The organism is Rahnella sp. PD12R, from assembly GCF_019200965.1.
Taxonomy (GTDB): Bacteria; Pseudomonadota; Gammaproteobacteria; order Enterobacterales; family Enterobacteriaceae; genus Rahnella; species Rahnella laticis.
The window spans coordinates 283709-308533 of sequence record NZ_JAHTMS010000004.1; the positions used below are offsets into that span (position 1 = coordinate 283709).

The window sequence follows — 24825 nt, forward strand, 5'->3', positions numbered from 1 at the left end:
TTTTTGTTTATCCGGATTGTCAGATTTAGCGCTTTTTCAGCAGTAAGAACATGCTGATGACGAAGAACAATCCGCTCGGTAACAATGCGCCAAGGATTGGCGGAATGTTATAAACCAGACTTAACGGCCCGAAAATCTGGTCGAGCACGTAGAACAGGAAACCGAAGCAAATACCGGTCACCACACGTACACCCATCGGTACACTGCGCAGCGGCCCAAAGATGAACGAGAGCGCCATCAGCATCATCACGGCAACCGACAGTGGCGAGAAAATCTTGCTCCACATGTTCAGCTGATACCGTTTAGCTTCCTGCCCGCTTTGCTTCAGATACTTCACGTAATTATGCAGGCCGCTTATCGATAACGCGTCCGGATCGAGTGCCACAACGCCCAGTTTGTCCGGCGTCAGGTTCGTTTTCCACACGCCGGTCAGCGTCTGGGAACCGGTGATTTGCAGATTATCCGTCAGGTCTGATTCATCCACCTGAGAAAGATTCCACACGCCTTTATCGAAGGTGGCTGAAGACGCATAACGCACCGACTGAAGCTTATTCTCTTTATCGAAGTGATAGATGTTGACGCCGGTGAGCTCATTTTCACCCGCAACACGTTCGATATAGATAAAATCGTGTCCATCTTTCGCCCAGAGACCGTTCTGGGTGGAAAGCAGCGAACCGCCGTACATCTGCTGCGCACGGTAGTTACGCGCCATCTGTTCGCCCTGCGGCGCAACCCATTCGCCGATCGCCATGGTAAGCAACACCAGCGGGATCGCGGTTTTCATCACCGACGCTGCAATCTGCATACGGGTAAAACCGGAAGCCTGCATAACCACCAGTTCACTGCGCGTGGCCAGCGTGCCAAGACCCAGCAATGCACCGAGCAATGCGGCCATCGGGAAGAAGATTTCGACATCCTTCGGCACGCTCAGCAGGGTGTACAACCCGGCGCCCGCAGCGGAATATCCGCCCTGCCCGACTTTACGCAACTGATCGACAAATTTGATGATGCCCGAGAGCGACACCAGCATGAAGAGCGTCATCATGATGGTGTTAAAGATAGTGCGACCAATATACCGGTCTAATACGCCAAACATCAGGCAGCTCCTCTCAGACGCGCGCGGACCTTACGAACCGGCAAGGTATCCCATGCATTCAGAATCAATGCCAGCCCGAAGTAGAGCAGGTTCGTCCCCCACATCCAGATCATCGGATCCAGCTTACCTTTCGCACCGTTAGAGCGCAGCGAGGTTTGCAGCAGGAAGAAAATCAGGTACAGCAAAATGGCCGGCAGCATACTGAGAACGCGGCCCTGACGCGGGTTCACCACGCTGAGCGGCACCACCAGCAATGCCATGATGAAGACCGAAACAATTAACGTTAAACGCCAGTTCAGCTCTGCGCGGGCATCGGGTTCTGAAGATTGCCAGAGCTGGGTCATCGTCATCTGATCAGACTCATTCGGATCAAGCTGAACCGCCTGATGCCCGATAACGGCCAGATAATCGGTGAAGTCTGTAACGCGGAAGTCACGCAGCAGCGCGGTGCCTTCATAGCGCGTGCCTTTGTCGAGCATCACCTGCTGAGAACCGTCCGCACGTTGCAACATATGGCCTTTATCTGCCACCACGACGGAAGGTCGCTGGTTGCCGTTCGGGCGCAACTGCGCGAGGAAAACGTTATGGAATTCTTTGCCTTTCACACTGCCGACAAACAGAACCGCATTGCCGTTCTGTGCCTGCTGGAACTGGCCTTCAACCATCGCCGCCATGCTCGGGTTAGCTTTCGCTTCCGCCAGAACCGCGTCCTGATGTTTTGACGACCAGGGGCTCAGCCAGATGGCGTTGATCCCGGCGAAAAATGACGTAAACAGCGCCAAAACCAGCGCTGCGATAACCAGTGAGCGTTTTCCAAGGCCGCACGCATGCATGACGGTAATTTCGCTGTCGGTATATAACCGGCCGAACGTCATCAGCAGACCGAGGAACAGGCTGAGTGGAAGAATAAGCTGCGCCATTTCCGGAATACCTAACCCCAGAAGTGACAGAACTAAATTTGTTGGGATATCGCCATCGACCGCTGCTCCAAGCACTCTGACCAGCTTCTGACAGAAGAAGATAAGAAGTAAAATGAACAGAATGGCAAATTGGCTCTTGAAGGTTTCCCTAACCAGATATCTAATGATGATCACGCTTAATACGCCTGTGAAAACTTGTCTTTTTGAAGGAAAATCGCTAGTTTCATCGCTAATCCGTCATTTATTCTCATCATATGGCAACCTTCGCAGCTAAAATAGTATTACAACACCGAGATTTGGGGTGTCCTATAGGAACTTGCTTATAGCCGCCAAAATAAAAACTAACGCCGTTTAAGGTTAACACAGGTCGTTAACACAATGACGGGAGAGTGTCTCCGGCGACTCATTCTAGCCGTACCTCCCGCCCTTGTCTTTAAGATTCAGGAGAGTGCATGGAGTTCAGCGTAAAAAGCGGTAGCCCGGAAAAACAACGCAGTGCCTGTATTGTAGTCGGCGTTTTCGAACCTCGCCGCCTGTCACCGATTGCCGAACAACTCGATAAAATCAGTGATGGCTACATCAGCGCCCTGCTCCGCCGTGGCGAACTTGAAGGCAAAGTGGGCCAGACCCTGTTGCTGCATCATGTACCGAATATCCTTTCCGAACGTATCTTGCTGATTGGTTGCGGCAAAGAGCGTGAGCTGGATGAGCGCCAGTACAAACAGGTGATCCAGAAAACGATCAACACCCTGAACGACACCGGTTCTATGGAAGCCGTTTGCTTCCTCACCGAGCTGCACGTTAAAGGGCGCAATACTTACTGGAAAGTGCGTCAGGCGGTCGAGACCTCCAAAGAATCGCTTTACACCTTCGATCAGCTGAAAAGCAATAAAACAGAACCCCGCCGCCCGCTGCGTAAAATGGTCTTCAACGTGCCCACCCGCCGTGAACTGACCAGCGGTGAGCGCGCAATTTCCCATGGTCTGGCGGTTTCTGCCGGTATCAAAGCCGCAAAAGATCTCGGCAATATGCCACCGAACATCTGTAACGCCGCGTATCTGGCGTCGCAGGCACGCCAGCTGGCCGATGCATTCAGCACCAATATCACCACGCGCGTTATCGGTGAGCAGCAGATGAAAGAGCTGGGGATGAATGCGTATCTGGCCGTCGGTCAGGGTTCGAAGAACGAATCATTGATGTCAGTGATGGAATATAAGGGCAATCCTAATCCGGACGCTAAGCCTATTGTGCTCGTCGGTAAAGGTCTGACCTTCGATTCAGGCGGTATTTCCATTAAACCCGCCGCTGATATGGATGAAATGAAGTACGACATGTGCGGTGCCGCAGCGGTTTACGGCGCGATGCGTGTGGTGGCTGAACTGAATCTGCCGCTCAACGTGATTGGCGTGCTCGCAGGCTGTGAAAACATGCCAGGCGGACAGGCGTTCCGCCCGGGCGATATTCTGACGACCATGTCCGGCCAGACCGTTGAAGTGCTCAATACCGACGCCGAAGGCCGTCTGGTGCTGTGCGATGCACTGACTTACGTTGAACGTTTTGATCCTGAGCTGGTGATTGACGTCGCCACGCTGACCGGCGCCTGCGTGATTGCCCTTGGCCATCACATCACCGGTCTGCTGTCGAACCACAATCCGCTGGCACACGAACTGATCGGCGCGTCTGAACAGGCCGGTGACCGCGCGTGGCGTCTGCCACTGGCGGATGAATACCAGGAACAGCTGGATTCCAATTTTGCGGATATGGCGAACATCGGTGGCCGTCCGGGTGGCGCAATCACTGCGGGTTGCTTCCTGTCGCGCTTCACCCGTAAATACAGCTGGGCGCATCTGGACATCGCCGGTACCGCATGGCGTTCAGGTAAAAACAAAGGCGCAACCGGTCGTCCGGTCGCACTTCTGGCGCAGTTCCTGCTGAACCGCGCTGGCCTTGATGGCGATGAATGATTCATTCGCTAAATAAGGTATAATTCCCCAATCAGGGTCTGGACACATCCTCAGACCCTTCACAGGCGGGCGCACCCAGTTGCGCCCCTGTTTTTTCTCAGCAGCACAGTGAACTCATCATGAAACAGGCAACCTTCTTTCTTCTCGATGCGCCGGATGCAAGTGGCGAGCTCAGCTCACACGAAGCGCTGGCCTGTCAGGTCGCCGCTGAACGTTACCGGATGGGCAAACGTGTTCTGCTGGCCTGTGAAGATCAAAAACAGGCCGAGCGTCTGGATGAAGCGCTGTGGAAGCGCGATCCAAACCACTTTGTGCCACACAATCTGGCGGGCGAAGGCCCGAGATTTGGTGCGCCGGTGGAGCTTTGCTGGCCGGGTAAGCGCGGCAATGCGCCACGCGACCTGCTGATAAGCCTCCTGCCTGAATTTGCAGATTTTGCTACTGCTTTCCATGAAGTGGTAGACTTCGTTCCTTACGAAGATTCCCTTAAACAGCTTGCGCGCGAACGCTACAAAGCCTATCGCAGCGTGGGTTTCTCTTTGACGACGGCCACGCCGCCCTCAGTCACCACATCGACCGACGAAAATACGAAGCGAAATGGATAAGACATATAACCCGCAAGACATCGAGCAGCCGCTTTACGAGCACTGGGAACAACAGGGCTATTTCAAGCCACATGGTGATACCAGTAAAGAAAGCTTTGCCATCATGATCCCGCCGCCGAACGTTACCGGCAGCTTGCACATGGGTCATGCTTTCCAGCAAACCATCATGGACGCCATGATCCGCTATCAGCGCATGCAGGGTAAAAACACTCTGTGGCAGGCTGGCACCGACCATGCAGGCATCGCAACGCAGATGGTGGTTGAGCGTAAAATCGCAGCCGAAGAAGGCAAAACCCGTCACGACTACGGCCGTGAAGCGTTTATCGACAAAATCTGGGACTGGAAAGCAGAATCAGGCGGCACGATCACCCGTCAGATGCGCCGCCTGGGCGATTCCGTGGACTGGGAGCGTGAGCGCTTCACCATGGACGAAGGCCTGTCCAACGCCGTGCGCGAAGTGTTCGTACGCCTGTACAAAGAAGATCTGATTTACCGTGGCAAACGCCTGGTGAACTGGGATCCAAAACTGCGCACTGCGATCTCTGACCTCGAAGTTGAAAACCGCGAATCCAAAGGTTCCATGTGGCACCTGCGCTATCCACTGGCTGACGGCGCGAAAACCGCTGAAGGCAAAGATTATCTGGTTGTCGCGACCACCCGTCCGGAAACCGTCCTCGGTGATACCGGCGTGGCCGTTAACCCGGAAGACCCGCGTTACAGAGACCTGATCGGCAAAGACATCATTCTGCCGCTGGTTGGCCGCCGTATCCCAATCGTGGCCGATGAACACGCCGATATGCAAAAAGGCACCGGCTGCGTGAAGATCACGCCTGCGCATGACTTTAACGACTACGAAGTCGGGAAACGTCACGGCCTGCCGATGATCAACATCCTGACTTTCGATGGCGACATCCGCCAGACCGCTGAAGTGTTCGACACTAACGGCGAAGAAAGCGATGCGTGCTGCAACGATATCCCTGAGCAATTCCGTGGCCTCGAGCGCTTTGCCGCACGTAAAGCCGTGGTTGCCGCGTTTGAAGAAGCCGGCCTGCTGGAAGAAATCAAACCTCACGACCTGACCGTTCCTTACGGCGACCGTGGCGGCGTGGTTATTGAGCCAATGCTGACCGACCAGTGGTACGTCCGTACCGCACCGCTGGCGAAAGTCGCGGTGGAAGCCGTTGAACAGGGCGATATCCAGTTCGTACCGAAACAGTACGAAAACATGTATTTCAGCTGGATGCGCGACATTCAGGACTGGTGTATTTCCCGTCAGCTGTGGTGGGGACACCGCATTCCGGCGTGGTATGACGCCGAAGGCAACGTATTTGTTGGCCGCGACGAAGCGGAAGTACGCAGCGAAAACAATCTGGGCGCAGACGTTGTTCTGACTCAGGATGAAGACGTGCTCGACACCTGGTTCTCTTCCGGCCTGTGGACATTCTCCACGCTGGGCTGGCCTGAGCAGACGCCTGATCTTAAAGCCTTCCACCCGTCAAGCGTCGTAGTCAGCGGCTTCGACATCATCTTCTTCTGGATCGCGCGCATGATCATGATGACCATGCACTTTGTGAAAGATGAAGACGGCAAGCCACAGGTTCCGTTCCACACCGTTTACATGACCGGTCTTATCCGCGACGACGAAGGGCAGAAAATGTCCAAGTCCAAAGGTAACGTTATCGATCCGCTGGATATGATCGACGGTATCTCGCTGGAAGACCTGCTGGAAAAACGTACCGGCAACATGATGCAGCCACAGCTGGCAGAAAAAATCCGCAAGCGTACCGAGAAACAGTTCCCGAACGGCATCGAACCACACGGCACTGACGCCCTGCGCTTCACGCTGGCGGCACTGGCTTCCACTGGCCGTGACATCAACTGGGACATGAAACGCCTCGAAGGCTACCGCAACTTCTGTAACAAACTGTGGAACGCCAGCCGCTTCGTGCTGATGAACACAGAAGAACAGGATTGTGGCCTGAACGGCGGCGAACTTGAGCTGTCTCTGGCTGACCGCTGGATCCTGGCGGAATATAACCGCACGGTGAAAGCGTACCGCGAAGCGATGGACAGCTACCGCTTCGATCTGGCCGCCGGTATTCTTTATGAGTTCACCTGGAACCAGTTCTGCGACTGGTATCTGGAGCTGACTAAACCTGTGATGAACGGCGGCAGCGAAGCACAACTGCGCGGCACCCGTCATACGCTGGTTGAAGTGCTGGAAGGTCTGCTGCGTCTTGCGCATCCGATCATTCCGTTCATCACCGAAACCATCTGGCAGCGCGTGAAAACGCTGAAAGGCATCACAGCGGAAACCATCATGCTGCAGCCGTTCCCGGAATTTGACGCGGCGAAAGCAGACGAACTGGCGCTGGCCGATCTCGAGTGGATCAAGCAGGCGATCATCGCTATCCGTAACGTGCGTGCCGAGATGAACCTGTCTCCGGCCAAACCGCTGGAACTGCTGCTGCGCGGTGCAAGTGCCGATGCACAACGTCGTGTGGAACAGAACCTGAGCTTCATTAAGTCTCTGGCGCGTCTGGAATCCATCACCATTCTGCCTGCTGGCGATAAAGGCCCTGTGTCAGTCACCAAACTGGTTGAAGGCGCTGAATTGCTGATCCCGATGGCCGGTCTGATTGACAAAGATGCCGAGCTGGCGCGTCTGGACAAAGAGATGGCGAAGCTGGATGGCGAGATTGCGTCTATCGAAGGCAAACTGTCTAACGAAGGTTTTGTGGCACGTGCGCCGGAAGCCGTTGTCGCAAAAGAGCGCGAACGTCTGGCAGCCTGCGGTGAAGCCAAAATCAAGATTGCAGAACAGAAAGCGACAATCGCTGCTCTGTAATTTTGGTGCCGGTTATCCGGGTAAATATTTGAGATGACAAAGGCCGCGAAAGCGGCCTTTGTCATTATAAAACCTGATTAAATACACATAACCGGTTATCCGTTGAAGTTTATTTCAGACAGATAAGTCTCAGCATGATTACTCAGTAAAATTCTGCGTGTTGTGAAAAAAGGTAACCATTTTTGAGTAAACCACTGCTGGGTTAATTTGGCAAAAATCTGCCCATCTCCATTTTCTCTTGCTATTTTTATACGTCTATTATAGTCAAATAAAATAGCCTGCCGCTGCTGGTTTAAACGGTCACAATTGAGATTAAATATACGAATTGTATTTTCGACAAGCTCATCGACAGTCGTAAATGTATTACCAACAATACAGAGGTTAGCGCAGTTCAAAGCGTGAGGCTTTAATTCCCCCGTCCGTTTATCCAAATCAAATAGACAAGGTGAAGCAAAAATCAGCAGAGGATTAAGCACAACTCCCTCTGGCGAAGTAGTAAGAACCCGTTCTTTATGAGAGTCGCAACTTAAATTGGCAGGAAGTTGATAGCTAGTTTTATTTTCATGATCCGTCCCTCCCACACACATACCAATGACGTTATTCCAGTCTAATCCCCAATTATGAGCCCCAATATTTGAATTATCTGACTTGTCATGAAAATGTTCTACTCTCTGTTCATGCACAGAACGTTTAGATACCTGAGCCTCACAGTAAGCGCACAACCCTCCCTGATCTGCAAAAATATCTGCTTTTAACCTTTTATAGGGAATACTTGTATTGTGATAAAAGAAGTCACTCCAACTTCCGAGCGGATTATGATGATAAAAGCGGGTAAGTCCATTAGGACCCGCAGTTTTAATTATCTTCTTCAAGCCCCTGCTCCCACTTTCTATTTTCAATATACAGATCAGCATCCGTCAAAGAGGGTTCTTCATCACCAAAATGCTGATTCAATACCTTACGTTTTTCTTCAGCTTCAAGACTTTCCCATTTATCTGAATAAACCAAATCAAGATATTCTTTCAGTAATACAGCCACAGGATCATGTTTTGGTCTCGGCTCTACGTCAAAGATTCGTTTTAAAATACGTGAAGATTCGGCTCCCTGACTTCCTTTCGGCGCGTTAAATACTTCGCCATTATCAAGAATGCGAATGCATTCATCAGGAACGGTACTTAGCACCTGCGGGCTGTGTGTCGTCACAATGAACTGGATCGCAGGAAAAGCCTCTCTCAATGAGTGAATAACATGTTGCTGCCAAGCCGGGTGCAAAAACATATCAACTTCATCAATTAACACTACCCCCCGCGTTTTAAGAGCCGCGTCGCCACCAAAGTGCGGATTAAGCTTGATGCAACGAAAAGCAATATCCGAGATCATAGCGACCATATTGCGTAAACCATCACTTAACTGAGACAGAGGGATGGATCCATGATCATTATGATTCATGACTAACTGTTCATTTTGACTGGAACGATATTCAAGATCATGCCACCCCGTTGTTGCTTTAGTCAGGCTGTTGATTGCCTGTTTAACAACATGTATTGCAGCTTTGAAACTCTCAAATATGGCATTGTCAGTAATTAAAGTATTTTCATTTTCCAGCTGTTTAATCTGTAATTCACGATAGCTGCGATAAATCCAGCTATACCACGCTTCAAATTGCTTATAACTGGATGTTGCTGTTAAGCAATTCTGATATCCCCACATTCGCGAAAATGAACTGATATCCAATTGTTTGTCAACACCTTCAGATATGTAACGGCCCTGATACCATAACCGTCCCGTGCCCAAATATAAAACTAATGGTAAATCAACAGATGTCTTTCTGTCCTCATCCCTGACGCGACTTTGCAATTCCTCTCCCCACGCGGTAAATTTTTTTGTGGTTTTACCAGACAGGGTTTTAGAACTGGCTTTCACTTGTTCCCGGGATTGAGACCATATTTCATTTTCGTACTGCTCGCCCCACATACCTTCTGCGGTAACTTTCGCAGGAATAACGGCCTCCATCGCAATTTCACCAGGCCGTTTTTTCAAGCGTACATCATCAATTTGAATAGTTGCTGATTTTCCATTAGTACTGCCTAAATCGTAGCCTTTTATATATGGCCAAAGCGCTATACGCGCGGCATCAAGTACGGTAGTTTTTCCTGCACCGTTAGTCGCGACCAGAACAGTGAGAGAGGGGTGAAATGAAACCTCTAGTTTTCTAAAACAACGAAAATTCTCGATAGTGATACGATTCAGTTTCATAACAGTTTTCGCTCCAGTGGTACGCGCGGCCATCCCGATGAGTTGAATTTTTCAGCTCTGCCTCAGGCAGGCAAGTGCAAAAAAGTGATGATATATCAAATTATAAACTTCCTGTAAGCAATAGTATATGTTGGCATAGTAAGGAATTAGCCTAAGTATCCGTGAGTCTGACTCAGCTCTTTCTGTCCGATAAAAAGTGTCGGTTAGCTTCGCCGTATATCGGCGCTAACGTTGCACCCACCTGCCCTTAGATGGTATTAAAACGGTCTGTTTATTTATCTTATTATTTGAAACTGAGTGAGCAATATGACGACTTCCCTTCCTGTCAGCGTGCTGGTGCGCCCAATTCGCCCTGAAGATAACGCGGCTATCGCACACGTAATCCGCCATGTATCGGCTGAATTTGGCCTGACTGCCGATAAAGGCTATACCGTAGCTGACCCAAATTTGGATCATCTGTATGAAAGCTACAGTCAGCCACGTTGCGCTTACTGGGTGGTGGAAGTCGATGGTAAAGTCGCCGGCGGCGGCGGTGTGGCACCGCTTTCTGGCGGCGAAGATGATTTGTGCGAACTGCAAAAAATGTATTTCCTGTCTTCACTGCGTGGCCAGGGTCTGGCGAAACGGCTGGCGTTACAGGCAATGGAACATGCCCGCCAGAACGGATTCGCGCGCTGCTATCTGGAAACAACCGCCAGCCTGACGCAGGCGATCGCGCTGTATGAGCGTCTGGGTTTTCAACATATTGATGGCTCACTGGGCAACACCGGGCATGTCGATTGTGAAGTGACGATGTTAAAATACCTCTGATATCCTTTTCGCAATCCATAAAAAAACAGGCATCTCATGTTCACACACAAAGCCATTTCAGCGTTAAACGAACTGGAACTGACGGTCTATAACTACATCGTCAAAAATGGCGATAAAGTGATGTACATGACTATTCGTGAGCTGGCAGATGCCGCCGGGGTATCCACCACCACGGTTCTGCGTTTTTGCAAAAAAATGGATTGCGACGGATATTCTGAGTTTCGTATCCGTTTTAAATTGTTTTTGGAACATGAAGAAAAACCGCCGGTCTCCTTTGGTATCAGTGAAATCATCAGCTATTTCAAAAGTATTAATAACAGCGAATTTGATGAATTATTAGATGAGGCGGCAAAAAGAATTTCTAACGCGCAGCGGATTATATTTGTCGGGGTAGGAACATCAGGTTCATTAGGGAAATACAGCGCACGTTTTTTCTCTAACGTCGGGAAATTCAGTACATTTATTGATGACCCTTATTTCCCGATTAACAGCGATATGTATAAAGATGCCATCGCTATTATTCTTTCTGTCTCAGGAGAGACGGAGGAAGTATTACGGTTCGCCACACAGTTCAGCCAGCACAACTGCCAGATCATCAGCCTGACGAACAGCGAGAACTCAACGCTGGCGCGTATGGCAGACCTCAACATCTCCTACCACATGCCGCAAATTGTATTAGAAGGTCAGTACAATATTACAACCCAGATCCCCGTACTTTATATTATCGAAACGATTGGAAAGAAATTACCTTTAATAAAACGTGACTCAGCGCAATGAAAAAACAGGGTGTTTTAAAGATGTGACATATTACCTTTCCTGTTTTTTGTTATATCGTGACAATACCCTTTCTTTTGCTACACTCCTGCCAACGAGTAAAAAAACAAAAAAGCTCACCTCTGTATACCCGCAGGAGAATAATAAATAATGGCTATTGATTACGCTCAGACAGCTCAGGATATTGTTAAATATATTGGCGGCGAAAATAATGTGATTAGCATCACACATTGCGCTACCCGTTTACGCTTTGTTCTGAAAGATAATAGTTCTGTTGATAAAGAAGAATTAAAACGCGTTAAAGGCGTTATCACCGTAATCGAAGCCGGTGGTCAGATGCAGGTGGTCATTGGTAACCACGTCAGCGACGCTTATAAACAGGTTCTGAAACTGATCCACGTCGACGAAAACGCGCCGGTCTCTGCGCCGAACGTCGGCATCGTCAGCCGCGTGATGGATGTCATTTCCAGTATCTTCACCCCTTTCCTTTATCAGCTCGCCGCCTGCGGTATTTTACAGGGGATCATTTCTTTCCTCGCAGCCGTCGGGATTATGGATGCAAGCAGCGGCACCTACCGTATTCTCAATTTCGTTTCCTGGACGGCGTTTACCTTCCTGCCGGTCATGATCGCGTTTACGGCGGCAAAAAAATTCAACGTTCATCCGTTTACTGCCGTCATTACGGCCTGTGCGCTGATCAGCCCTGATTATATGAACATGCTGACCGCGTTCAAAATCACCTCGATCAACTCTGCCGACCCGGCCATGCAGCAACTGATGCGTGAAGCAGTGAACAATCCGGAAATCGCCAGCATCCTGACTAACATTGTCGGCATTCCGCTGGCTTCGCCAACGCTCGATTTCCTCGGGATACCGGTGAAATATCTAAGCTATACCGCGTCCGTTATTCCGATCATCCTGATGGTCTGGGCGATGTCTTACGTCGAACGCTTCTTCAACAAAGTGTTGCCGGTCGTCATCCGCAATCTGTTCACCCCGATGTTTTGTATCGCCATTATGGTACCGATGACGCTTCTGGTATTCGGCCCGATCGGCAACCTGATCGGCGGCGCGATTGGCGGCGTTTACAACTATCTCTATCACCTCAGCCCGACCATTGCCGGTTTCGTTGTCGGTGCTTTCTGGCAACCGCTGGTCACACTCGGCGTTCACTGGGGCATCACGCCGGTTACCGTCGGCAACTATGCAACGCTGGGCTACGACACCTTCACTGGTCTGCAAGCCTCGGCCGTATTCGCGATGACAGGCAGCATGTTTGGCGTTTACCTGAAAACCCGCAACCGTGAAATGAAAGGGATTTCCCTTTCCGCTGGCGTCACCGGCCTGTTCGGGATTACCGAACCCGCCATTTACGGTGTGGCCCTGCGTCTGAAAAAACCTTTCCTGTGCAGCTGCGTCGCAGGGGGTATCGGCGGTGCGATTGCCGGTTCTTTCAACGCGGTTTCATGGAGTTATTGCTTGCCGGGCATTGCGGTATTGCCGGTGTTCTTCAAAGAGGGCCACATGCCGCAGTTCCTCGGTTTCCTGCTGTCGATTACCGTCGCCTTTGTTCTCGGCGCCCTGTTTACCTGGCTGGTCGGTTTCAAAGATGAGCCCGATGTGGCGGCCACGAAAAAGATCCAGGCTGAAAGTCAGCGCGCCGCACAGGCAGAAATGAATTAAACCGGATATTACATTTACCACGCGGGCTGCTACAGCCCGCCTCAAGGGAGAACGAAAATGAGTCAACAGTTACCGAAAGATTTCTTATGGGGCGGCGCAGTTGCGGCACATCAGGTTGAAGGCGGCTGGAATAAAGGCGGCAAAGGCGTGAGCATTTGTGACGTGCTTTCCGGCGGCGCACACGGCGTCGATCGCGTGATGACCGACGGCGTGCTGGAGGGTTACAGCTACCCTAACCACGAAGCTGTCGATTTTTATTCGCACTACAAAGAAGACATCGCGCTGTTTGCCGAAATGGGCTTCAAGTGTTTCCGCACCTCAATTGCCTGGACGCGCATCTTCCCGAACGGCGACGAATTACAGCCAAACGAAGCCGGTCTGCAATTCTACGACGATATGTTTGATGAACTGCTCAAACACAATATTGAGCCGGTGATCACCCTTTCCCACTTCGAAATGCCGTGGCATCTGGTGAAAGAATATGGCGGCTGGAAAAACCGTCAGGTCGTTGATTTCTTTGTACGCTTCAGCCAGGTCGTAATGGAACGCTACAAAAGCAAAGTGAAATACTGGATGACCTTCAACGAGATCAACAACCAGCGCAACTGGAAGTATCCGTTGTTCGGATATTGCTGTTCCGGCGTGGTGTTTACCGAGCAGGAAAATCCGGAAGAAACCATGTACCAGGTGCTGCATCACCAGTTTGTGGCGAGCGCCAAAGTGGTCAAACTTGGCCATCAGATCAACCCGGATTTCCAGATTGGCTGCATGATCGCCATGGTGCCACTGTATCCGTTCTCCTGCCATCCTGACGACGTCATGTATTCAGTCGAAGCGATGCACGAACGCTTCCTGTTCAGCGACGTCCATATGCGCGGTTACTACCCGGCGTATGCGTTGAAAGAGTGGGAACGCCGCGGTTTCAACATCAAAATGGAAGATGGCGATTTGCAGGCTTTGCGCGAAGGTTGCGCGGATTACATCGGCCTGAGCTACTACATGAGCAACGCGATTTCTGCGCATAACCCGAGCGATGACAACGGTTTGTCCGGCTTCGCAGGCAGCGTTCCGAATCCGCACGTAAAAGCCTCCGACTGGGGCTGGCAAATTGACCCGGTTGGCCTGCGTTACACCCTGAACATTCTGTATGAGCGTTATCAGAAACCGCTGTTTATCGTCGAAAACGGTTTTGGTGCCATCGACAAAGCGGGCGAAGACGGCGTCATTCATGATGATTACCGTATCGCTTATCTGAAAGCGCATATCGAGCAGATGAAGAAAGCTGTGCTGGAAGACGGCGTAGAGCTGATGGGTTATACCCCGTGGGGCTGCATCGATTGCGTGTCCTTCACAACCGGCCAGTACAGCAAACGCTACGGCTTTATACACGTGGATAAAAATGACGACGGCACCGGTACGATGGCGCGTTCTAAAAAAGAGAGCTTCGGCTGGTATCAGAAAGTGATTGGCAGTAACGGAGAAGTGCTTTAAAAATTGGGGCCGGCTCTTGGGGTCGGCTTTATTATTGATTAGGGAAGCTACCCGCTAATTTACAAAATTTATGACGACAAACTCTACCTAGCTTTCCCATTAACAATGTCCACAATGGCATCATAATCATACTGATAAACTACATTCTCTTTAAGAAACCTCATACACCCTATACTCTCATATCTTCCCAAGTAATAAACTATTCATTTTTCTCGGTCAAGGCAGATTTTTTCATTAAGTATCCCGCCATCAAGAGCGTACAGACTTCGTAAAATTTTTCATTTAACACCCTGTCCATACACATTCATGATAGTTTATTCATCTTATCAAAGATGAAAGTAGATCAACTCATTCACATTTAGTAATCAAATTAATTAATCAAGTAAGTTCAGCATAAACTTCTTGAAGTGAAATTAATGTAATTTCTAACTATGAACCAGAATCTCGGCCTAATCCGTGAATGGTTAGATCAACATCAAAAATAAATTCGCAAATATCTTTCACATCTTCGTTACCATCATGTGCCACCCAACTCTTAGACAAATGGTCGTAAGACTTGGCACTTAGACCATTCCCCAAAAATATATAAATTACAATATTCTATAACGTCTTGACCTTTCTCTAGTAAAGCACCTTGTATTTTTATTATACATAATGTCTTACTTTTCCATTCAAATCGTTCTACCGTAGAATCTGGAAAACTCAAATTTTTCACCAGATCATAATGCATCTCCTTCATTTTAGGCGAAATCAATTTCAACACACCTTATCAATAAATACAAACATCCTCAATGCTTTATAACGCACATCAATTAGCGTTCTAAAACTACACTGCTAAAATATCATCAATTATTTCCAATACCTCTGATGTGATATCATTTTGATTACATTCAATCCGCCACTTTTTTAAAACGGATCTGTCAATATCAATTTCCCTTTGGTTTGCATACAGAGAAATATCACTCATAGCAAAAATAGCATCAAATTTGTTATCATAGGATGTGTCATGACAGAAAACTCTAAATAGAACCAACCACAAGTCCTTTATAACATTCGGTTCAGCCACAACACTATTGTTATACGGGGATGAAAACAAATCTTTAACAAATCCAATGTCCTCATAAAAATCATATTCTTTGCAACTCAATGCTTTATTTATTGCAGTTATTTTATTAACTAAGTTATAGCTGTTATTTAAAATCATCAATTTACTCCAGGAAATTTTTCAGGGGTTGAGATCGGAATATGGACATCATTAATCAAAGATGGATCGTAGTTTGGGCTTGATTCATTGAATATACCAGGAGAGTGATAAACACCTCGAGAGTCCATACTTTTCTTTCCATCAAAGATTCTGACAATCCACCCACGATGAGCATTTGAGCCAGCAGGTGCTAAAGGATCAATTCCATGGATACGCACCGTCATTGTTCCTCCAGATAAACCTTTCCATTTGTATTCATAACCATATTCGCCAAGATAGCCACTTGGCGGTGTAAGTTTACGTACTTTCGACTCTTCAGAAATCACTATTAAAATACTACCATCTGGATTTCTAATCACCCCAGAAAGTTCGAGTATCGCTTTATTTTGGAATGCAACAACCTTAACTCCACTCCTCCCACCCCGCCCAATAAGCTTTATAGCCCCCTGAGCTAACCCCTTAATCAAAAACAGCAACTCCAAAGCAGCTTCAATATCGGCACCCACTTCCTGTGCTTCATTCTCCAACTCCAGAAGCGGTTCGCTGGTATCTGTTTCTTCCAGTACGGCTTTGTTAAATTCACTGGCAGCTTCCATGCTGCTGGTATTGATGCCCATCGTACTCAAAACTGCCATTTGCTGGTCGGCTTATCTTATTCACAAAAATGGACAGCGCCGATCCTGAACTGGAATTTAATATTGACACAACCGGCGATTTATTTTGAATGGTGCCTTGAGAAAGTCATTACGTTGTAATCTTATAAGCGTAATACATAACTCTGAACACTCTGGTGTTATCAATGTTCCTTCATTTTAATTGCTTGCCAATAAACTCCTTAATTTAATAAAAAACTCTAACTACTCCTTCCGAAGAAATAACAAGAAACCATCTTTATTCTTTACGGGTTTAGGATAGTCCAAACGTATTGTTTTTATTTCAATATCAAACTCACTTTCAAAATCAGCAATCACTTCTGTGCCAACTTCAGATGCTAATTCTTCGTCATCCTCACTAATCACCCCGTCAAAATAAAAATCTATTACAATCTTTTTATCATAAAAAAAACCAATTACCGCCCGAATATTAGGCGTAATACTTCCAAGTAAAGCACTTTGCATTGAAAGCCTAAAGTATCCATTTAAATCATTGTTATACATTTATCACGCTCCAATTTTAGTTAAGGTCTTGACGGTACAACGTGTACACCTTTCTTGCTGTAATGAACAATGCCATTGCTTGTTGGTAATAGTGCGCCAGTATCTCGTTCTACATAGTTACCAATTACTCGACCAAAATCAATCCTTTCTTTGGATCCTGGCATTCCCACCAAAATGTTGCCCACTTGTTTTCCTGAACCAATTTCTGAAAGTAGTGAGTTGGGTAAGACGGTAAGGATGCTTTTATTCAAACCTGACTCTAAGGATATTTTATATTCATTAGTTCCTAGTATATGCTTATTTTGTTTCGATTGTTCAATTATGACTGTAGGCTTTTGTATTACGTATATTCCATTATTAGCACCTTCTATTTCATCCAATATTTTAACGGTTTCATTAACTTCATCTATTCGAGCCGCTTCACTCACCTTCGACACTGAGCCAGCAACTTTAGCTTCCCCCGCACCCACAAAAAATGACCCGATCAAACCCAATATTCTCGTGGCCATTTCTGCCTGATCGCCCAGTGAGGCATGGCTGGCATTATCCCATTCATCAGCGGCAGCTTTCTTTGCAGCATTCAATGTCTGTTTGGCGTCTTGCAATAACCCTTCAGCACAAACATTACCCAGCCTGATATTCTCGCCCAGAATGGCCGCATCAAGTGATAATTCCTCTGTCGTCTGGCTCAGACTGAACTGTACTGCGCTGTTTCCCAGATGTTCTACCCCTGAGACCAAATCCCAGCCCAGGCCAAGTACGCCCCGTACAACGCCAGCGCCTGTTTCATTTGCCGCATTGAAGACCTCGCCTACCGTCCCCGCACCTTCTATTTTTCCCGGGCGCAGTTTACCAATCAGCCCTCCGGCGTAAGCATCCCCGGATTTCAGCACGCTTCCCATATCCAGGAAATGCCTCGCTTTAGCTAGCAGGCCATGTTCCATATCCTCTTTTCTGGCTTTCATTTTCTCCAGCGCTGCGGATGTTACCGGCGGGTTATTACAGGGCACGGTATTATCTTTCACGCTAACCAGAGGGGGTTCGACTAAGGTGTACAATGAACCAACGCAGTTCATATTATTCATACCGACCAGAGAACCGTGCCGGGCGGCTGGCTTTCCTTCAACAAAAACTGTCGGGCTACCGGTTAATATGATGCAGTCTCCACTCGCCAGCGACGTTCCGGAAGCAACGCCTGACCCGGTATTGCCCTGACTTCCGGCAATCACTGACCCGACGTTTAAAACCGAACATCCGCGCGCCCACACCGTGCTGGCATATTGCTTTTGGCTAACCAGCGTCTGGAAACTGTCAAATGGCACGGGAACGATCCCCACGATACAAACATCAGGAGCGGAGCTCACTGCCTTAAATGCCGCTTCGCCGTCAGCTATGTGCTTATCCGCCATAACATGCTCCCTTTGCCATCACCGGTACGATGCAGCCCAATATCCCTTCACGAAAATCCAGTGAGCGCGGCACAGTTAATCGCCAGGTGGCGTGAATAAGCCTTTCATCCAGATCGAAAGTCAGCGTGTCAAGATTGGGAGCAAGCGTATGGTTTTGATTTTTTCCGTTGGTCAGGACGCAAATCGGTTGGTATTCAGGCAACGCTGTCAGTAACTGATGAGACTCAGGAAACAGTCCTTTCAAAAGTATGGGTTTTCGGCCGTTGAGATAGCCGGGATAACGCATCTCAGGGTGAGCTGACTGATAGAAATGAACATCAAAATCATCTGGCAACAGAGGAAAACGGTTATTACGCCACGTTTCATCGTAGGTTCCGGCAAAGCGTAAACGCGGTTCCCACCAGCGGGATATTGGCCCCAGCCCCTGCGGGACGCCGATACAGGCAAGATCTGTTAACTGCCCGTCATCAATTTGCGGTGCAGGGTAGGAGATTGACGTGTCCATCTGAACAATGTCAGGATAGAAACCATGACCAATCGGATTTTGCTGGCATATTTTTTCCGTGCCATCAGCCTGCAGCCAGCGCCCGCCCAAAGCATATTCATAGCGCAGAGGGATCTGGGAAATTTCCTGCGGTGGCGTAAGTTGCCAGCCGTTATGATGATATTCCCACTGTCGGGTGCCATGTAAGCACAGCGATTTAGTAAAGCTGCCTATGCTAATACTTGCCGTCCAGTCAGTGACGCGGCGTTCCTTTTCTGAATACGCCACACCAGTAACATGAATATCGGTTTGCTTTTTATAAAGAACTAAATCCGTTTCACATTTCAAACTACTGGTCTGAGGATCGCCATAATACTCATCCGCCACCACTAATGGCCGCTGCTCTTCTGACAGGTCGGCCAGAAGACCGTTACCCTTCAAGCGAAACGTTCCCCGAAAAGCGACCACATCAAAAAGCACGCCATAAACGCCGTACTTTTCAAAAACCATATGCGGAAAGGGGGTGTAATTCTCCAGTTCAATCATCGCCACATTCCTTGTGTTAGTTGAGTTCAACTTTTTTACCGGTCATTTTCACCGGCCCGCTGGCGGCAAACTGGAATTCATTACCGTTGATCGTCACTTTGCCTGCGCTGCTCATGCAGAGCGTGCTGGCACCGCAGGTCAGTTCGATTTTTCCGGCGTCCATGCTTATCACGCTACCTGCTACATTGATGGTCAGACTGTCCTTGACCTTGAGCGTGTAGGTTGCGCCAATGTCAATATCCTGCGATTTACCGACCTTCTCATGATCAAAACCTGTCACCTCGCAGTCCTGGTCATTGGCCACTTTTACGTGGCGATCGTGGTTGACGGTCAGCGTCTGATCGTTGTCCACCGTCACCTCACGATCATTGGCCACAGAGATCTTCTGATCATGCCCGGCCGCTTTCTCCTTCCCGACGGTGATCGTCTGCCCTTTCCCTACCGTTTCGGTATGGTCAACTGCCACGTCCGTTGTCCGGTTGTTCAGAACCTTAGTCTTCATGTCTTTCTGCGCGTGCATCGACAGGAGTTCCTGGCTCGTCGCATCCTCGAACATCAGCTCGTTGTAACCGCTGCCCTTATACGTTTGCGAGCGGATCGCCATCTGCGTTTTGGTTTCTGGCAGGCTGCCGGGAGAACGGTTGCTGGCGTGATAGGTGCGACCGGTGATGATCGGCTGATCCGGGTCGCCATTGAGGAAGTCGACAATCACCTCCTGCCCGACGCGCGGTATGGCGATGTTGCCGAAACCGGTACCGGCCCACGCCTGAGAAACGCGTATCCAGCAGGAACTGTAGTTGTCGGCCTGGTTATAGCGATCCCATGCGAATTTGACACGCACGCGGCCGTGCTCATCACAAAAGATTTCCTCTCCCGGCGGGCCGGTGACTATCGCGATTTGCGGCCCGTCTACGCGGGGTTTGGGATGTGGCATCGCCCGCCACGTCTGGGTCGCGGGGATCACTTCAAATTCGTTGAGCAGCGTCGTGCCCTGGCCTTCGTTGCCTATCCATGCCTGTGGCTGGTCGCCGTGCATTTCACTGGCCACCACCTGCCAGTTCACATTCAGGTCTTCACGCGGATGGGCGCTCAGGGCAAAGCAGACACCAGGATACAGCTCCGGCGTATTGCTGCTGCCTACCGCGATATCGGCATTGTTACGCCAGCCTTCAATCTGATATTTGGCAAAATCCGCGCCGTGCTGTTCGTCTTTGAAACGCCCGGGATAATCATAGATTTCATACAGATCGTGCTGGAACTTCATCCGCGGTGGCAGGGCCTGATACTGCGCCTGCCAGTTGGGCGCGGTGAAGGTGTAATCCTGCGTGACAACTTCAGATGGCCTGATACTGGCGCTGCGGCGAAAATGGCTGATGCAATACGTCTGAGCCTCGGAGGCCGCATTCGGGTTATACGCAAACGAGCCGATATGGCTCAGCGCGCTGCAGTTATCCGCAAAAGTGAGCTTCTGATCATTCGCCTTGAGATATTCCTGCTCATAAAAGAAGATCCCCTCTTCTGCTGCCAGCCGGGTGATAAATTCAAAATCGGTTTCCATAAACTGGACACAAAACTCCCGCCAGTTATGGCTGGCGCGAAATAACGTGTCGTATTTCACAATTTCCATTTCGCTGAGCAATGGCTGGAGAATCGCGGAGATATTCAGATTCTGAAAACTGCGGCAGTTGCGACGTAAAGAGCTGCGCCAGAAGTTGGGGCGGATCGTCATGCGGTACAGCGTCTGGTGTTTACCGGTGTCTCCCTGCTCGCAAAAAGTCACGATGCCGCGAACCCTGCGCTTTATTTCGTCACCCTGCCAGATCACCAGCGTTGCCACTTCATCCAGCACTTTTTCAAACCCGATAGCCGGATCACTGCTGACCAGCACAACACCCAGGGTAAAGAGTTCTGAGTAGGTTTGGGAAAGGGTAAAATTCAGGACGGCAAATGTGTCTTTGGGGGTTTTTCCGACATTGATGGTAAAGCGGGTTCCATTGAGTGGCATGATGTCATTCCTTCGATGCACTGGGGATAACGCCCTGCATATGACATGCAGGGCGTTGACTTATAACCTGAGGGATCAGGCTTCCAGCGGTGCGCGCCAGTCATCCGCGCCAGAAGTACCGGCAGAGACGTGTTCCCATTCAATTTTGCGATAAGCCAATGAGACTTCGATCAATTGAGTGAATTCACGTTTTGCTGGGTCCTGGCAGTGCGGCATATGGCAGTTGATATCCACGATAGTGGAATCAGTCAGACGGGTAGTGAAGAAATGCTCCTGCTTTCCTTCAACGGAAGTACGGAACCATTTTAGTTCGGTCGTAGGCAGCATTTCACCTGAGGCCAATGCGTTATAAAGCAACGGAACCGCTTTGTTCAGCGCCACGGTAAAAATAAATGGTTTATGTGCACGCTGACCTGCAGGCTGGCCTGATTGCGGATCAGTTGGAACGGTCACAATATGCTGAAATTCTTGTACCAGCATTTCATTTTCGTGTCCCTGGACATAAATATTACCCACTGATTCTGACGTGAAAGCGCCAGCGGTAATATTGCCCTGAGTCTGACCATTCATTGAAATATAACATGGGGTTGGCATCGTAAAACTCCTTGTAAATAATACATACCACGGATTTTAAATTCCCCCCAATCCATGAAATCCTATAGAGCCTGACATTTGTTATATGGAAAAGATAAAGAAACCATACATCAAAGATTAGGTTAATTTTCGGAAATAACTTTCCAAAACATCTGTATAGAAATGCATCCATGAAATGAGGTCGGCAGTAAAATAACACCTAAACGTAAACTAGCAAATAATAAAAAACGTAAAAACCTACAATTTAAAATATGAATAAACGCTCTATTAATCATATAAATAAACGATGCATCCTTATTAAACAGCAATTAAATTCAACAAAAACAATGTGATAAACGCATAACCAAGACGGCTATAAATCAGATTTTAATTTTTTTGCTGATAGTTATGTACAAACAATTTTTTATAATGGTAATTTAGTCAACCTTGAAATGGAAATAACGACCCATAAACCAAACCACAGCATATATAAAGCAACATAAACTTTATCTATGAAAGCCATCATATAACTGACAGGCATGTAACATTAAGGATGATTCAATATGAGCAATACCAAAGACGGCAGTGTCGCTCCTAAAGAGCGAATTAATATTCGCTATGTGCCAAAAGCGGATGGATTAAGTTCTGAAGTTGAGTTACCACTAAATCTCCTGGTAGTCGGTGATATGAAAGGCCGGCCGGAAGATGCGCCAATCGATGAGCGCTCTGCAGTATCTATTAATAAAAATAATTTTAACTCTGTGATGAGTGAAACAGGGATCAACCTGAACTTTAGCGTTGAAAACTCGCTTAGCGATAAGAAAGGGGAAGATATCCAGGTCGAGATGGATATTAAAGCGATGGAGGATTTCTCCCCGGATAACATCGTTAAGCAGGTGCCTGAGCTGAGAAAACTTCTGGAGTTGCGTGAAGCACTGGTTGCACTGAAAGGTCCGATGGGCAATGTCCCGGCTTTCCGGACTCAATTGCAAGCTTTGTTGGACCAGGAAGAGTCACGATCACAGCTCCTGAAAGAACTTGATATCGTCAATAAGCCATAATTTTAAAAGGGATTTTTACTATGTCATTACAGGAAGAACTGTCTGCATCCGTTGCTGAATCTGGCGTACAACAAAAGTCGCTTCTGGATGAGATTATGGCGCAAACACGCATCCAGCCGGAATCAGATGGTTACGATATAGCCAGACAAGGGGTTGCTGCATTTGTGTCCAGCATTCTTGAATCTGGCAGCCATGCAGAACCCGTCAACAAACTTGCCGTTGACCGCATGATTGCTGAGCTGGATAAAAAACTCAGCCAGCAGATGAATAATATTCTGCATGCTGATGCTTTTCAGCAGGTTGAATCATTCTGGCGCTCAATGAAGTTGTTGGTCGATCGTACAGATTTTAAAGAAAACATTAAAATCAATATCTTGCATGCAACGAAAGAAGAGTTACTGGAAGATTTTGAGTTTGCGCCAGAAATTGTTCAGTCCGGCTTTTATAAACATGTTTACTCATCCGGGTATGGCCAGTTTGGCGGTGAACCGATCGCTTCCATCGTCGGCAGCTACGCGTTTAACAACTCCGCACAAGATATGAAGCTGCTGAATTATGTCAGTGCAGTCGGTGCGATGGCTCATGCGCCATTCCTGACTTCCGTCTCGCCAGATTTCTTTGGTCTTAACTCATTCACCGAACTGCCAACAATCAAAGACATTTCGTCTATTTTCGAAGGCCCGGCCTACACCAAATGGCGTGCGTTACGAGAAACTGAAGATGCGCGCTATCTGGGGCTGACAGCACCCCGCTTCCTGTTACGTCTGCCTTATTCGCCTGTCGAGAATCCGGTTAAAAAATTCAATTATCAGGAAGATGTCAGCCATAACCATGAAGATTATTTATGGGGAAATACGGCATATCTTCTGGCAAGCAGCCTGACAGATAGTTTTGCCAAATACCGCTGGTGTCCGAATATCATCGGTCCTCAGAGCGGTGGTGCAGTGAATGACCTTCCGGTTCATATGTTTGAAGCCTTGGGGCAAACACAGGCAAAAATTCCCACTGAAATTTTGATCACCGATCGCCGCGAATTTGAACTGGCAGAAGAAGGCTTTATCACGCTAACGATGCGTAAAGGCAGTAATAATGCCGCATTCTTCTCCGCAAACTCCGTACAAAAACCGCGAAAATTCCCCGGCACCCCGGAAGGCAAAGTGGCTGAAACGAACTATAAGCTGGGGACACAACTCCCTTATATGTTCATCATCAACCGCCTCGCTCATTACATTAAAGTCCTTCAGCGTGAACAGATCGGCTCGTGGAAAGTGCGTAACGATCTGGAGCGTGAACTGAACAACTGGATTAAACAATACATCGCCGATCAGGAAAACCCACCTGCTGATGTGCGCAGCCGTAAACCATTACGCGCGGCCAAAATTGATGTGCTGGATGTCGATGGCGATCCGGGCTGGTATCAGGTCGCAATTTCTGTTCGCCCGCACTTCAAATACATGGGTGCCAACTTCGAACTTTCACTGGTTGGAAGACTGGATAAGGAATAAGCATGATGATGCCAGGCCGGAAAAGGGATGTCTCTGCCAGTTTGTTTGAACGCATCGGGGGGGAAACTTCGGGTTTCTCCCATTCAGTGCAAGTCGAGAGCTTACAAAAATCGATTAAACGCAATCTGCGCAACATTCTTAATGCCCGACCTGGCAGTTGCCAGAGCACCTTAGAGCTGGGCGTTATCGACCTCAATGACGCAACGGCAACCTCTGCTGATTTCCGAAAAACGGTCGAGCATGCCATTCAGGAATGTATTGAGCATTATGAACCCAGAGTAAGAAAAGCTGAGGTCCAGGCGCTCAATAACGAAGGATATAACCCGATGGATCTTAATTTCCATATTGTTGCCCATGTGGATTTTAACGGCCTCCGGGATGTCGTGGAATTCAATATGCAACTCGATAACCATCACCACTATCAACTGGATTAA

21 protein-coding genes are annotated in these 24825 nt (G+C 48.6%); 10 read left to right on the plus strand and 11 right to left on the minus strand.

Annotation, left to right across the window (positions count from 1 at the left end; all coding sequences use genetic code 11):
• Positions 1-25: 25 nt before the first annotated feature.
• Positions 26-1096, minus strand: coding sequence for an LPS export ABC transporter permease LptG (gene lptG / locus KWG64_RS10585; RefSeq protein ID WP_195815609.1), 1071 nt, complete (start codon positions 1094-1096; stop codon positions 26-28).
• Positions 1096-2190 carry an LPS export ABC transporter permease LptF gene (gene lptF / locus KWG64_RS10590; protein WP_195825164.1) on the minus strand — a complete coding sequence of 365 codons (1095 nt, stop codon included), beginning with the start codon at positions 2188-2190 and terminating at the stop codon, positions 1096-1098. Before lptF ends, lptG begins: the two co-directional genes overlap by 1 nt.
• A gap of 278 nt (positions 2191-2468) precedes the next feature.
• Here lptF and pepA point away from each other — a divergent pair, with 278 nt between their 5' ends.
• The 3 genes from pepA (at position 2469) to KWG64_RS10605 (ending at position 7433) form a co-directional block, all read left to right on the plus strand.
• Positions 2469-3980, plus strand: coding sequence for a leucyl aminopeptidase (gene pepA / locus KWG64_RS10595; protein ID WP_101075029.1), 1512 nt, complete (start codon positions 2469-2471; stop codon positions 3978-3980).
• Positions 3981-4099: 119 nt separating this feature from the next.
• Positions 4100-4585, plus strand: coding sequence for a DNA polymerase III subunit chi (locus tag KWG64_RS10600; protein ID WP_101075028.1), 486 nt, complete (start codon positions 4100-4102; stop codon positions 4583-4585).
• Positions 4578-7433 (plus strand): valine--tRNA ligase, encoded by a 2856-nt coding sequence (locus tag KWG64_RS10605; RefSeq protein ID WP_218521866.1) that lies wholly within the window; start codon positions 4578-4580, stop codon positions 7431-7433. The genes KWG64_RS10600 and KWG64_RS10605 overlap by 8 nt, the downstream gene beginning before the upstream one ends.
• Before the next feature lie 95 nt (positions 7434-7528).
• Here the strand turns inward: KWG64_RS10605 and KWG64_RS10610 are convergent, their stop codons facing one another.
• Together KWG64_RS10610 and KWG64_RS10615 are read right to left on the minus strand one after the other, a co-directional pair.
• The gene (locus tag KWG64_RS10610; protein WP_218521867.1) at positions 7529-8305 is read right to left on the minus strand and encodes a retron system putative HNH endonuclease; all 777 of its coding nucleotides are present in this window, start codon (positions 8303-8305) and stop codon (positions 7529-7531) included.
• Positions 8289-9689 (minus strand): AAA family ATPase, encoded by a 1401-nt coding sequence (locus KWG64_RS10615; RefSeq protein ID WP_218521868.1) that lies wholly within the window; start codon positions 9687-9689, stop codon positions 8289-8291. Before KWG64_RS10615 ends, KWG64_RS10610 begins: the two co-directional genes overlap by 17 nt.
• A gap of 306 nt (positions 9690-9995) precedes the next feature.
• Between KWG64_RS10615 and KWG64_RS10620 the strand changes: the two genes are divergently transcribed.
• The 4 genes from KWG64_RS10620 to KWG64_RS10635 all read left to right on the plus strand — a co-directional run bounded on the left by KWG64_RS10620 (position 9996) and on the right by KWG64_RS10635 (position 14447).
• A complete protein-coding gene (locus KWG64_RS10620; RefSeq protein ID WP_195815606.1) occupies positions 9996-10499 on the plus strand; it encodes a GNAT family N-acetyltransferase in 504 nt (167 codons plus the stop codon).
• 36 nt (positions 10500-10535) lie between these two features.
• The gene (locus KWG64_RS10625; RefSeq protein WP_218521869.1) at positions 10536-11276 is read left to right on the plus strand and encodes a MurR/RpiR family transcriptional regulator; all 741 of its coding nucleotides are present in this window, start codon (positions 10536-10538) and stop codon (positions 11274-11276) included.
• Between the two features lie 147 nt (positions 11277-11423).
• Positions 11424-12956, plus strand: a complete 1533-nt coding sequence (locus tag KWG64_RS10630) for a PTS transporter subunit EIIC (protein WP_195815604.1) — start codon at positions 11424-11426, stop codon at positions 12954-12956.
• Between the two features lie 57 nt (positions 12957-13013).
• A complete protein-coding gene (locus tag KWG64_RS10635; RefSeq protein WP_218521870.1) occupies positions 13014-14447 on the plus strand; it encodes a 6-phospho-beta-glucosidase in 1434 nt (477 codons plus the stop codon).
• Between the two features lie 826 nt (positions 14448-15273).
• On the opposite strand, the gene KWG64_RS10640 is transcribed toward KWG64_RS10635, so the two are convergent.
• From KWG64_RS10640 to KWG64_RS10670, 7 genes are all read right to left on the minus strand, one after another.
• Complete coding sequence (locus KWG64_RS10640) at positions 15274-15651, minus strand: hypothetical protein (protein ID WP_218521871.1); 378 nt, start codon at positions 15649-15651, stop codon at positions 15274-15276.
• The gene (locus tag KWG64_RS10645; protein ID WP_218521872.1) at positions 15651-16268 is read right to left on the minus strand and encodes a polymorphic toxin type 30 domain-containing protein; all 618 of its coding nucleotides are present in this window, start codon (positions 16266-16268) and stop codon (positions 15651-15653) included. The genes KWG64_RS10640 and KWG64_RS10645 overlap by 1 nt, the downstream gene beginning before the upstream one ends.
• A 240-nt stretch (positions 16269-16508) precedes the next feature.
• Positions 16509-16808, minus strand: a complete 300-nt coding sequence (locus tag KWG64_RS10650) for a hypothetical protein (RefSeq protein ID WP_218521873.1) — start codon at positions 16806-16808, stop codon at positions 16509-16511.
• Between the two features lie 20 nt (positions 16809-16828).
• A complete protein-coding gene (locus KWG64_RS10655) occupies positions 16829-18217 on the minus strand; it encodes a polymorphic toxin type 50 domain-containing protein (protein WP_218521874.1) in 1389 nt (462 codons plus the stop codon).
• A complete protein-coding gene (locus KWG64_RS10660) occupies positions 18207-19247 on the minus strand; it encodes a DUF2169 domain-containing protein (protein WP_218521875.1) in 1041 nt (346 codons plus the stop codon). Before KWG64_RS10660 ends, KWG64_RS10655 begins: the two co-directional genes overlap by 11 nt.
• A gap of 16 nt (positions 19248-19263) precedes the next feature.
• Positions 19264-21252, minus strand: a complete 1989-nt coding sequence (gene tssI / locus KWG64_RS10665) for a type VI secretion system tip protein TssI/VgrG (protein WP_218521876.1) — start codon at positions 21250-21252, stop codon at positions 19264-19266.
• Between the two features lie 75 nt (positions 21253-21327).
• Complete coding sequence (locus KWG64_RS10670) at positions 21328-21846, minus strand: Hcp family type VI secretion system effector (RefSeq protein ID WP_104924329.1); 519 nt, start codon at positions 21844-21846, stop codon at positions 21328-21330.
• A gap of 542 nt (positions 21847-22388) precedes the next feature.
• On the opposite strand from KWG64_RS10670, the gene tssB reads away from it, so the two are divergent.
• The 3 genes from tssB to tssE are packed head-to-tail and all read left to right on the plus strand — an operon-like array spanning position 22389 to position 24825.
• Positions 22389-22886 carry a type VI secretion system contractile sheath small subunit gene (gene tssB, locus KWG64_RS10675; RefSeq protein ID WP_195815599.1) on the plus strand — a complete coding sequence of 166 codons (498 nt, stop codon included), beginning with the start codon at positions 22389-22391 and terminating at the stop codon, positions 22884-22886.
• Between the two features lie 20 nt (positions 22887-22906).
• Positions 22907-24391, plus strand: a complete 1485-nt coding sequence (gene tssC / locus KWG64_RS10680) for a type VI secretion system contractile sheath large subunit (RefSeq protein ID WP_195815598.1) — start codon at positions 22907-22909, stop codon at positions 24389-24391.
• 2 nt (positions 24392-24393) lie between these two features.
• Positions 24394-24825, plus strand: coding sequence for a type VI secretion system baseplate subunit TssE (tssE, locus tag KWG64_RS10685; protein ID WP_195815597.1), 432 nt, complete (start codon positions 24394-24396; stop codon positions 24823-24825).